This is a genomic window from Yoonia sp., assembly GCF_036007805.1.
Classification (GTDB): Bacteria; Pseudomonadota; Alphaproteobacteria; order Rhodobacterales; family Rhodobacteraceae; genus Yoonia.
Genome location: NZ_DASYOK010000195.1, coordinates 1 through 10,180 on the forward strand (window position 1 = coordinate 1; position 10,180 = coordinate 10,180).

Genomic DNA, 10,180 nt, shown 5'->3' on the forward strand with positions numbered 1-10,180 from the left:
CGTACTTCTTACGCTCAACCACACGGCTGTCGCGTGTCAGGAAGCCAGCGGCCTTGAGTGCTGCGCGCAGGGTCGGATCGTAAAGCTGCAGAGCTTTCGACACACCGTGCTTGACCGCACCGGCCTGACCGGACAGACCGCCACCAGCAACAGTTGCCATCACGTCGAACTGGTCAACAACACCGGCAACCTGAAAAGGCTGGCGCAGGATCATCTGCAGAACGGGGCGCGCGAAATAGGCGTCCATGGCTTTGCCGTTGACTGTGACCTTGCCGGAACCCGGCTTGATCCAGACGCGGGCAACCGCGTCTTTGCGCTTGCCTGTCGCATAGGAACGTCCCAGATGGTCGCGGACGGGCTCACGTGTGACAGTTGCTTCGACCGCTGCAGCTGGTGCCTCGGCACCTGTTGCAACTTGGCCCAGCTCTTCGAGCGAGTTTACTTGATCGGCCATTATGCAGTCCTCGTGTTCTTTTTGTTCATGGACTTCACGTCCAGAACTTCGGGCTTCTGGGCTTCCATGCCGTGCTCAGCGCCTGCGAAAACGCGCAGGTGTGTCATCTGCTGGCGGGACAGTTTGCCACCGGGCAGCATGCGCTGAACGGCCTTCATGATGACACGCTCGGGGTGCGCACCTTCAAGGATCTCTGCCTTGGTCTTGGACTTGATGCCGCCGGGGTGGCCGGTGTGCCAGTAGTACTTCTCATCACGCTTGTTTCCAGTCATCTGGATTTTCTCGGCGTTGATGACAATCACGTTGTCGCCCATATCCATGTGCGGCGTGAAGGAAGGCTTGTGCTTGCCGCGCAAGCGCATTGCGATGATCGAGGCAAGACGACCCAGAACAACGCCTTCAGCGTCGATCAGGATCCATTTCTTGTCGATATCCGCAGGAGTTGCGGTAAAGGTTTTCATATTCCACCAAAAGTTTGGGGTGGCTCGCGCCACGTGTCATTCGATTGGGGCGTTATAAACGGAGGCGGTACGCAGTCAAGCGACTTTAGCGCGAGAAAAATGTGATAAATCAATGCCTTGCAATTTAGGTATCTATTTACCCCATTATTTGGGCGGGATTGAATACGTCAGCGATGCCCGTGCTACGGGCGCCGCCTGCCCTGCGCTATAGATCATCGCATCACCCACCGCTAAAACCCGGCCGACTTTGTGCAAGTGCGCAACGCAGGTCAGATCAGCCCCCGCTGCCGGTTTGCGCATGAAATCAATGCTGCAATTGGTTGTAACCGCCAAGGCCACTGGCCCGATCCGCGATAAAATCGCCAGATAAACCGCCACATCCGCGAGCATGAACATCGTCGGCCCCGATACCGTCCCACCAGGGCGCAGATGTTTGTCTTGCACAGCCAAACGCACCGTTAGCCCGTCTTCGGCCAGTTCGCTCACCTCAATTTCGCCGGCAACCTGCGGAAAGGCTTCAACCATAAAGGACTGAAGTGCAGGAATATCCATCTTGTGTTCCATATCGCCTCGCGCTGCATTACGGTTGGCCCAAGCAACACCGAAAGGGACAAAATGACAATCCTGCTTCGCGAAGACACCGCCCATATCGCCACCCTGACGATGAACGCGCCCGAGCGTCTGAATGCCCTTTCGGATGCGATGCTGGCCGCCTTGCACGGGGCGTTTGACCAAATCGCAGAGGACAGCAGCATCCGTGCGGTGATCCTGCGGGGATCAGGCAAAGCGTTCTGCGCGGGCCATGATCTCAAGGAAATGCAGGCCGGACGGCAAACGCCCGATGGGGGTGCGGCCTATTTCAAGGACCTCTTCGATCGTTGTGCCGCAATGATGCAGCGGATCCAGTCCATGCCCCAGCCTGTGATTGCCCAGGTCCACGGCATCGCAACGGCGGCCGGTTGCCAGCTTGTGGCAACCTGCGATCTGGCTGTGGCCTCGGACGATACGCGTTTTGGCGTCAATGGCGTGAATATCGGCCTGTTCTGCTCCACACCAATGGTGGCGCTGACCCGCAATATCCACCGCAAAGCCGCTTTTGAAATGCTGACAACCGGCCGCTTTATCAACACCCGCGAGGCACAGGACCTCGGCCTGATCAACCGCGCTGTGCACACCGATGCATTGGAACGCGACGCCCAAGAGCTTGCGCAGGCTATCGCCAAGAAACTGCCCTCAGCGGTCAAGATCGGCAAACAGGCCTTCTATGCGCAAGCCCAGATGACAACGGCCGAGGCCTACGCCTATACCGGTAATGTCATGGTGCAGAACATGCTGGTCGACGACACCAACGAAGGCATCAACGCCTTTTTGGAAAAGCGCGATCCGAACTGGTCCTAGCCTGCGTTATTACTGGCCCGAAAATATCCCCGCCGGAGGCTCCGACGGCTACAACCGGTAGATCGCGCTGAATTTCTCTTCCAGATAGTCCAGCAAAGGCGCCTCGCTGGGCGCTGCGCCGGTTGCATGGGTGATCGTCTCAACCGGCGTGCGCAGCCCGCCATACTGTTGAAGGTTCGCGCGCAGCCAGCCCGTTGCTTGCGATGTATCACCCCGCGCAAGATCTGCATCCAGATCCGGCACCGCATCACGCAACGCCACATGCAAACAGCCTGCATAGACATTGCCCAGCGTATATGTCGGGAAATAACCGAAAAGCCCCTCGGACCAGTGCACATCCTGCAAGACACCGTTTGACGGTTTGTCGACCGCATAGCCAAAATCTGCCAGAAAGCGGTCGTTCCATGCGGCTTCCAGATCATTGACAGTCAGATCACCCGCGATCAGCGCGCGTTCCAGATCGAACCGCAGCAACACATGCAGATTATACTGCACCTCATCGGCTTCGGTGCGGATAAACCCGTCATGCACGCGGTTGACCGTGCCATAGAAGGTCTCTTCGTCGGCCACCCCGAAATCACCGAATGCATCACGCATTTGCCCGTAAAGCCAGCCCGTAAAGGCACGGCTGCGCCCCAGTTGGTTCTCGTAAATCCGGCTTTGGCTTTCATGCACGCCCATCGACACACCGCGCCCCAAAGGGGTCAACAAATGCGCTTGGTCAATTCCCTGCTCATAGGCGGCATGGCCGACTTCATGGATCGTCGAGTAAAAACAGTTGAACGGATCGGTCGGATTGGTCCGTGTCGTGATCCGCACATCAAGGCCGGACCCTGATGAGAACGGATGCACCGCTTTATCGATCCGCCCGTTTGCAAGACCGTAACCAAAGCTGAGGGCCAGCTTTTCCGACAGCGCCAATTGTGCCGCGTCATCGAACTGTCCGATCAACGGCGCAGGCACCGGTTTGTCCAGAACCGCCGCACGCAGCGCGACAAGACGTGGGCGCAAAGCCGCGAACATCGCGCCCAAGCTCGCGCCCGTTGCACCCGGTTCGTAATCGTCAAGCAGCGCATCATAGGGGTCGGTATTGCCCGCGACGGCAGCGGCCTCTTCGCGCCGCAGATCGACGACTTTCTGCAACATCGGCAGGAATGCGGCCACATCTTCCTCGGCGCGTGCACGCGCCCAAACGCGGTGCGCAAGCGACGTGGTTTTCGCAAGCTCCGCTGCCAGACGCGCGGGCACTTTCGCGGTACGCTCATAATCGCGCTTGATGTGGCGCAGGTTGGCGGCGGCGACATCATCGGTGGCTTGCGCTGTCTCCAGCCATTCGCCGATCCGCGGATCAATCCTGCGGGCGTGCAGGATATTGGCCAGCGCTCCATGTTCTTCGGCACGCTGGGGTGTGGCACCGTCGGGCATCATGGTTTCCTGATCCCATCCAAGGCGGCCTGCGATCTGGCTGAGCGCCTCGGTCTCGCGCTGGAACGCCATAAGCTCGGAATACGCTGTCATGGCCTCAGGCCCCTTTGATCATTTGCGGGATCGGATATTGCGCCACAAAGCGGCCCCGCAGGATCAGTGCCCAGAGGATGACCGCCACCAGTTGATGCACAATCGCAATCTGCCACGGGGCGGAATACATCACCGTCACAATGCCGATCACGACCTGAAGTGTCATCACCGCCATGATCGCGTTGAAGCTAAAGCGCGTGGTGTCATTGGCCGACCGGCGCGCGCGGGTCCAGACGAAGATCGTATAGGCAAAGAGCGCATAACCCGCCATGCGATGCATGAATTGCACAAGACCCGCGTCCTCGAAGAAATTGCGCCAGATCGGGGTCAGCGACAAAGGCTCGGGCGGCAGGAACCCGCCCGCCATCAGAGGCCAATCGGGGAAAGCACGCCCTGCGTCGATCCCCGCGACCAAGGCACCAAGGATGATCTGCAGGAAGGCAAAGCCGATAAGGATGCTGCTCAAACGTGCAAGGCTTGCACTCCCGCTGCGCCGCGCTTGCAGCAGATCAGCTTGGCTGCGCCCCAGCTGATAGACAAACCAGGCGATGAAACCGAAGATCACAAAAGCCAACCCAAGGTGCGTGGCCAGCCGGTAGGAGGCCACGTCCAGCATCCCCTCTTCAAGACCAGACGCGACCATCCACCAGCCGATAAAACCCTGCAAGCCGCCCAAAGCGCCGAGAAACAACAGCTTGGGCGTCCAGCCGGTGGGTATTTTGCGGGTGGCTGCTAAGGCAACAAAGCCCACAGCCCAGACCAGCCCGATAAAGCGGCCCAACTGACGGTGGCCCCATTCCCACCAGTAGATCACCTTGAACTCGGCCATGCTCATCCCACGGTTTTGCAACTGGTACTCGGGGATCGCACGGTATTTGTCGAATTCCTCCTCCCAGGCGGCCTCAGACATCGGCGGCATGGCCCCGGTCACAGGCTTCCATTCGGTGATCGACAGGCCACTATCGGTCAGGCGGGTCAAACCACCGACAACGATCATGACAACAACCAATCCGAAAAGAGCCATCAACCATGCGCGGATCGCGCGCCGCGCACCCTGCCCTGCACGGCTGATTCCGCCGGGGGCAGCTGTTTGTTTTGGGGTGTCACCAACATCTTCAAAAATGCTGCGTTTGGTTGCCATCATCGGTCTCCGCTTCGTCTTACCGTTTACCTAGAACCCGCGTGCGGCGACCGCAAGCGTCAGGGTGCCACATGTAAGGTGGATTGAAATCCACCTTACCCCCGCTCTTTCCAACGCACCATCTGGCGCATCATGCCATGCAGCATTTGCACATCCGCCCGTGTCATCGGCATGCGCGACCACATATTGCGCAGGTTCATCTTCATGTTCTCGGCCTTGTGTTCGGGATAAAAGAAACCCGCCTCCTGTAGCCGTTCCTCATAATGATCGGAAAGCTTTTCAATCTCGATCTGTTCGGCCCAGTCACCCACGGCTTCAACACGTGCGGGATCCACCTCTACCGCCTCGCGCCGCCATTCATAGGCTGTCAGTAACACGCATTGCGCCAGATTGAGCGACGGAAAATCAGGGTTCACAGGGACCGAGATAATTGCATTCGCGCGCGCGATATCATCGTTTTCCATCCCCGCGCGTTCGGGGCCGAACATCACAGCGACTTTTTGTCCCTGCGCAATCCGCGCGCGCGCATCCTGCATCGCAGCCTCGGGTGTCAGCACCAGTTTCGTTAGCCCCCGTGGGCGCGCCGTGGTCGCATAAACGTAATCACAATCAGCAATGGCGGCGGCAGTATCAGGATAGATCTGCGCCTCATCCAGCAGTCGCCCTGCCCCGCTGGCCATCGCCACGGCCTTCTGGTTGGGCCAGCCATCGCGTGGATCAATGATCCGCATACGGTCCAACCCGAAATTCCACATGCCGCGCGCTGCCGCACCGATATTTTCACCCATCTGGGGGCGGATCAGGACAAACGCAGGCTGAGGCTGGGCGCTGGGCATAAGACTTCCTTTGATAAGATCGCCGCCTGATACGCCGCGCGCCTGTGCAAGGCAAGAACCGCTACAGCACGCCACCCATGGCCAAGCCCGATTTTCCCCGCTAAAAGCGCGTGAAACTTCAAATAAATCGGAACGCCCCCATGTCGGACGCCCAGGACCACCCGCAAATCTACCTCATCAGCCCTTCGGAATTCGATCTTTCGACATTTCCGGCCGAACTGGCCGCCTGTCTGGACAGCACTGAGGTGGCCTGCGTCCGTCTTGCGCTGGGTACCACCGATGAGGCGCGGATCGCCAAAGCTGCTGACGCGTTGCGTGAAGTCACCCATGCGCGCGATGTGGCCTTGGTGATTGATACGCATATCCAGCTTGTCGAACGCCTTGGCCTTGACGGCGTCCACTTGCAAGACGGCGCGCGTTCGGTCCGTCAGGTGCGCAAAGACCTTGGTGACGATGCCATTGTCGGCTGTTACTGCACCAATTCCCGCCATGACGGCATGACCGCCGGTGAGTTGGGCGCAGATTACGTCAGCTTCGGTCCCGTGGGCCAGACGGCCCTTGGTGACGGCCGTCAGGCGGAGCTGGAACTTTTCGAGTGGTGGTCCCTGATGATCGAGGTGCCTGTTGTTGCCGAAGGGGCACTGGATGAGGGTTTGATCCGCGCGCTGGCCCCACACACAGATTTCTTCGGGATTGGGGATGAGGTCTGGAGCACAGATAATCCCGCTGGAACTCTTGGCGCCCTACGACGCGCGATGCTGGGTTAGGCCTGCGCGGACCTGATCTTCCATCGCTTGAGCGAGCGTTTTGCGGTCGGTAAAATCCGCAACTTTTACGGGCGGGTGATAGATCACATGCACCGCGCCTTGTTTTGCGGCAGCCAATGTCGCCAGCAGATGCGGCCCAAAATCCATATCGCCCCACCAGCCATAAAACCGCGGGTCCACCCCTGCGGGCGCGCGATAGTGCAAAGTGACTGCCTGCATTTGAAGCGTCTGGCGCAAGGATGGATCGAAGAAGGCGGCAAAAAGGGCTGGTTTGAAAGGCAGCACTTGCAGACCATCGGTTGAGGTGCCTTCGGGGAAAAACAATAGCTTATGGCCCGCAGCAAGCCTTTCGCGGAACACGGTTATCTGCCCTTGCACTTCGCTGCGGTCACGCTGGATGAACACCGTCCCTGTCGCGCGCGCCAGCCATCCGATACCAGGCCAACGGGCCACCTCGGCTTTGGAGACAAAATAGATGCGTTTGCGGGCGTTCAGAGCGAAGATATCCAGCCAGGAGGTATGGTTTGCCACAACGGCCCCCGCACCCGCCATTGGCGCGCCTTGCGAGGTATATCTGATCCCCAGAACCACAAAGGACATCCGGCACACAAACTGCGTGATATAGGGCGTCACTGGTCGCCCCAACCCGCAAAGCGGCCGTTCAATCAAGCGCACGGCCAGCAGTATCAGCAATCCACCAAAGACGAGCACAATCAACGGGATCGCGCGTAAAACCACCCGGAACCAGCCCAGAACAGTCAAACGGCAGTCCGGCGGCGCGCTTTTGCTCTGCCAAGTCTCAGCCATTTGCCCCGCCTTTGGCCAGAATGGCCCGCTGCAATCCGTCGATGGCATCTTTTTCAAGGATCAGGCAGATATCAACCGTATTGAAGGCATGATCGACAAAGGCATCGGGGGCCACTTTCCCGCCCAAGCGCAAATAGGCTTTGATCAACGCAGGTATTTCACGCACGGCAGAGATCCGGTCGATACTGTCGAGGGCTTGGATATTCATCGGCACCCCTGTTGGCCCTTTGGCTGCGACGCGCAGGGCCACGGGCGCCAGATGTTTGTGGTACAAAAAACTAAGCGGGGAAGCTAGCGCCTGTACGTCAGTCCCATGAAAAGAGGCCACCCCGAAAAGCACCGCAATCCTGTGGGTTTCCACATAAGCGGCAAGTGCCTGCCACAGATGCAACATCCCCGCACCCCCGCGATAGTCACGATGCAAGCACGAACGACCGAGCTCCAAGAGGCGTTGCCCGCTTTGGTAGAGCGGCGTCAGATCATACTCGGTTTCGCAGTAGAATCCGCCTGCCGCCTGCGCCATTTCGGCCGTCATCACACGGTAAACACCGACGACCTGATCGCCCTGCGGGCGCGTTTTATCCAACAACAGGATATGGTCGGCATGGGCGTCATAGACATCACATTCCAAGCGGGCAGCGTGATCGACCATCGGACCATTCCCACCCAACTCTGCAATGAAGACCTTGTACCGCAGGCGTTGTGCGGCGCGGATATCCTCTGGCGTGCGGGTCACAAGGGTCTCAAATACAGGCTGTTGCATCAGCGTCATTTTTGCGGTGAGCCTTCTTTTTTGCAGAAATTCTGGCGGACGTTAACCTTTTAGCAACCATACCGCGACACTTTGACAGGATATAAGAACTCGACTTGCGCAACTCTCCTTTAGGTTGTAAATTATTCATTAACCAGTTCAAGTATGACACGCCTGCTATCAATGACGATTTTGCCCATCTCCCTGAAGTTGACAGTAATCCGGTCGCCAATGTTGGATTGCACCTGCCCTATTCCCCAATCCGGCTGGTCGGGATGGCGGACGAGCACGCCAGGTTCAAAGATTGCATTTATATCTGACATCTATTCTCTCTTAAAACGGAGGCTGCATGATGCAACCTGATCTCGCAGCTTTGGTTGGATCACGGATTTGCCATGATCTTATCAGCCCAATTGGGGCAATCGGCAATGGAGTCGAGCTTTTGGCGCTGACCGATGGCGATAACGGTGCCGAAATGGACCTGATCAGCGAAAGCGTGCAAAACGCCAGTGCGCGGATCCGGTATTTCCGGATCGCCTACGGTGCGGCCAGCGAAGAGCAATCCGTCAGCCGTGCCGAGATCCTGTCGATCCTTGCGGCAACGGCGAGCGGTGGCAGGATCAACTATATCTGGAAGATCGCGGGGGATCAGCCGCGCCGTCTGGTGCGGGCCGCGCTTTTGATGTTGCAGGCGCTGGAATCGACCATGCCTTTGGGCGGGGATATCCATATCACGCAGGACGGCGAAACATGGGTCATGCGCGCCGAAGGGCCGCGTCTGGCGGTAGATCAAGAGCTGTGGGATAACATCAGCGCACCACAAATGGGCTTTAGATACACGGCGGCCCATGTGCAATTCGCGCTGTTGCCGGGTGTGTTGGCGGAAGCGCAGCGTTGCCTGCAATTCCGCCATATGAGCGACCATCTGATCGCGCGGTTCTAGCGGCGCACCGCCCCGTTTCCTGTCACGAGGTATTTGAAACTGGTCAGTTGCGTGGCCCCGACAGGCCCGCGTGCGTGCAATTTGCCTGTCGCAATGCCTATCTCGGCGCCCATGCCGAATTCGGCACCGTCGGCAAATTGGGTCGAGGCGTTGCGCATCAGGATCGCGCTATCCAGCTCTTTGAAGAAATGTGCCGCGGCCTGATCGTCGGCGGTGATGATCGCATCGGTGTGGTTTGACCCGTAGGTGCGGATATGCGCAATCGCTTCGTCGACACCATCGACAAGCTTGGCCGCACAAATCATATCCAGAAATTCCTTTCCGAAATCGTCGGGTTGCGCGGGCGTTGTGCCTGCAATCTTGGCGAGTTCACCATCGGCGCGCACATCAACGCCGGCCTTCAGCAGGGCATCAACCAGCAGTGAGCCGTGTTGCGTATAAAAGCGCCAGTCAATCAGCAGACACTCCATGGACCCACAAATGCCGGTGCGCCGGGTTTTGGCATTGAGAACGACCTCGACAGCCATTGCAGGATCAGCCGTTGCGCCCACGTAGATATGACAAATGCCCTCAAGATGCGCAAAAACGGGCACGCGGGCCTCGCGCTGGACCAGCCCGACAAGCCCTTTGCCCCCGCGTGGCACAATGACGTCGATGTGGTCTGTCGCTGTCAGCATCGCCGAGACCGCCGCGCGGTCGCGGGTGGGCACAAGCTGGATCGCCGCCGCAGGGAGCCCTGCCTGTTTCAATCCGGTTTGCAGGCAGTCATGGATCGCGGTGGAGGAATGAAAGCTTTCGGACCCGCCGCGCAGGATCACGGCATTGCCCGATTGCAAACAAAGTGCACCGGCATCTGCCGTCACATTGGGGCGGCTTTCATAGATGACACCGATCACACCCAAAGGCGTGCGCACGCGTTGGATGTGCAGACCACTGGGCATATCCCATTCGGTCATCACCTCACCCACCGGATCGGATTGGGCGGCCACATTGCGCAGGCCCTCAGCCATGGCGCGGATGCGGGGTTCGTCCAGCATCAAACGGTCCATCATGGCGGGGCTCAGGCCCTTTTCTTCGCCGTAGACCTGATCTTCGGCATTGGCA

Annotated in this window: 13 protein-coding genes; 3 read left to right on the top strand and 10 right to left on the bottom strand. The window is 58.7% G+C overall.

From position 1 onward, the window contains the following. The 3 genes from rpsI to VGP75_RS11155 form a co-directional block, all read right to left on the bottom strand. On the bottom strand, positions 1–454 hold a 454-nt coding region (rpsI, locus tag VGP75_RS11145; protein ID WP_327543733.1), incomplete at its 3' end, for a 30S ribosomal protein S9. Then, on the bottom strand, positions 454–915 hold the full coding sequence (gene rplM / locus VGP75_RS11150; RefSeq protein ID WP_055292774.1) for a 50S ribosomal protein L13: 462 nt from the start codon (positions 913–915) through the stop codon (positions 454–456). The genes rpsI and rplM, both read right to left, overlap by 1 nt. Positions 916–1,059: 144 nt before the next feature. Next, positions 1,060–1,479 (bottom strand): PaaI family thioesterase, encoded by a 420-nt coding sequence (locus VGP75_RS11155; protein WP_327543734.1) that lies wholly within the window; start codon positions 1,477–1,479, stop codon positions 1,060–1,062. Between the two features lie 15 nt (positions 1,480–1,494). Between VGP75_RS11155 and VGP75_RS11160 the strand changes: the two genes are divergently transcribed. Continuing rightward, on the top strand, positions 1,495–2,313 hold the full coding sequence (locus VGP75_RS11160; RefSeq protein WP_327543744.1) for an enoyl-CoA hydratase: 819 nt from the start codon (positions 1,495–1,497) through the stop codon (positions 2,311–2,313). A gap of 48 nt (positions 2,314–2,361) precedes the next feature. On the opposite strand, the gene VGP75_RS11165 is transcribed toward VGP75_RS11160, so the two are convergent. The 3 genes from VGP75_RS11165 to VGP75_RS11175 all read right to left on the bottom strand — a co-directional run bounded on the left by VGP75_RS11165 (position 2,362) and on the right by VGP75_RS11175 (position 5,808). Next, a complete protein-coding gene (locus VGP75_RS11165) occupies positions 2,362–3,831 on the bottom strand; it encodes a carboxypeptidase M32 (RefSeq protein WP_327543735.1) in 1,470 nt (489 codons plus the stop codon). A gap of 4 nt (positions 3,832–3,835) precedes the next feature. Further along, positions 3,836–4,972, bottom strand: a complete 1,137-nt coding sequence (ctaA, locus tag VGP75_RS11170) for a heme A synthase (RefSeq protein ID WP_327543736.1) — start codon at positions 4,970–4,972, stop codon at positions 3,836–3,838. 95 nt (positions 4,973–5,067) lie between these two features. Next, positions 5,068–5,808, bottom strand: coding sequence for an RNA methyltransferase (locus VGP75_RS11175; RefSeq protein ID WP_327543737.1), 741 nt, complete (start codon positions 5,806–5,808; stop codon positions 5,068–5,070). A 140-nt stretch (positions 5,809–5,948) separates the two neighbouring features. On the opposite strand from VGP75_RS11175, the gene VGP75_RS11180 reads away from it, so the two are divergent. After that, entirely contained in the window at positions 5,949–6,575 is a 627-nt protein-coding gene (locus VGP75_RS11180; RefSeq protein WP_327543738.1) for a thiamine phosphate synthase, read from the top strand. Here the strand turns inward: VGP75_RS11180 and olsA are convergent. The 3 genes from olsA to VGP75_RS11195 form a co-directional block, all read right to left on the bottom strand. Further along, a complete protein-coding gene (gene olsA / locus VGP75_RS11185; RefSeq protein WP_327543739.1) occupies positions 6,552–7,382 on the bottom strand; it encodes a lyso-ornithine lipid O-acyltransferase in 831 nt (276 codons plus the stop codon). The two genes, VGP75_RS11180 and olsA, sit on opposite strands and share 24 nt — an antisense overlap. Then, positions 7,375–8,145: an L-ornithine N(alpha)-acyltransferase gene (gene olsB, locus VGP75_RS11190; RefSeq protein ID WP_327543740.1), complete on the bottom strand. Its 771-nt coding sequence runs from the start codon at positions 8,143–8,145 to the stop codon at positions 7,375–7,377. Before olsB ends, olsA begins: the two co-directional genes overlap by 8 nt. Before the next feature lie 131 nt (positions 8,146–8,276). Next, entirely contained in the window at positions 8,277–8,456 is a 180-nt protein-coding gene (locus tag VGP75_RS11195; protein WP_327543741.1) for a DUF3553 domain-containing protein, read from the bottom strand. A gap of 26 nt (positions 8,457–8,482) precedes the next feature. Here VGP75_RS11195 and VGP75_RS11200 point away from each other — a divergent pair, with 26 nt between their 5' ends. After that, on the top strand, positions 8,483–9,076 hold the full coding sequence (locus tag VGP75_RS11200; RefSeq protein WP_327543742.1) for a histidine phosphotransferase family protein: 594 nt from the start codon (positions 8,483–8,485) through the stop codon (positions 9,074–9,076). On the opposite strand, the gene VGP75_RS11205 is transcribed toward VGP75_RS11200, so the two are convergent. Continuing rightward, positions 9,073–10,180 (bottom strand): glutamate-5-semialdehyde dehydrogenase (locus VGP75_RS11205; protein ID WP_327543743.1); only part of this gene is annotated, 1,108 nt, incomplete at its 5' end. The genes VGP75_RS11200 and VGP75_RS11205 overlap by 4 nt on opposite strands.

What these genes read in the sequence shown, in the direction of transcription:
- rplM (WP_055292774.1), bottom strand. Translation starts at nt 915, where the DNA reads ATGAAAACCTTTACCGCAACTCCTGCGGATATCGACAAGAAATGGATC.
- VGP75_RS11155 (WP_327543734.1), bottom strand. Translation starts at nt 1,479, where the DNA reads ATGGAACACAAGATGGATATTCCTGCACTTCAGTCCTTTATGGTTGAA.
- VGP75_RS11165 (WP_327543735.1), bottom strand. Translation starts at nt 3,831, where the DNA reads ATGACAGCGTATTCCGAGCTTATGGCGTTCCAGCGCGAGACCGAGGCG.
- ctaA (WP_327543736.1), bottom strand. Translation starts at nt 4,972, where the DNA reads ATGGCAACCAAACGCAGCATTTTTGAAGATGTTGGTGACACCCCAAAA.
- VGP75_RS11175 (WP_327543737.1), bottom strand. Translation starts at nt 5,808, where the DNA reads ATGCCCAGCGCCCAGCCTCAGCCTGCGTTTGTCCTGATCCGCCCCCAG.
- VGP75_RS11180 (WP_327543738.1), top strand. Translation starts at nt 5,949, where the DNA reads ATGTCGGACGCCCAGGACCACCCGCAAATCTACCTCATCAGCCCTTCG.
- olsA (WP_327543739.1), bottom strand. Translation starts at nt 7,382, where the DNA reads ATGGCTGAGACTTGGCAGAGCAAAAGCGCGCCGCCGGACTGCCGTTTG.
- olsB (WP_327543740.1), bottom strand. Translation starts at nt 8,145, where the DNA reads ATGCAACAGCCTGTATTTGAGACCCTTGTGACCCGCACGCCAGAGGAT.
- VGP75_RS11195 (WP_327543741.1), bottom strand. Translation starts at nt 8,456, where the DNA reads ATGTCAGATATAAATGCAATCTTTGAACCTGGCGTGCTCGTCCGCCAT.
- VGP75_RS11200 (WP_327543742.1), top strand. Translation starts at nt 8,483, where the DNA reads ATGATGCAACCTGATCTCGCAGCTTTGGTTGGATCACGGATTTGCCAT.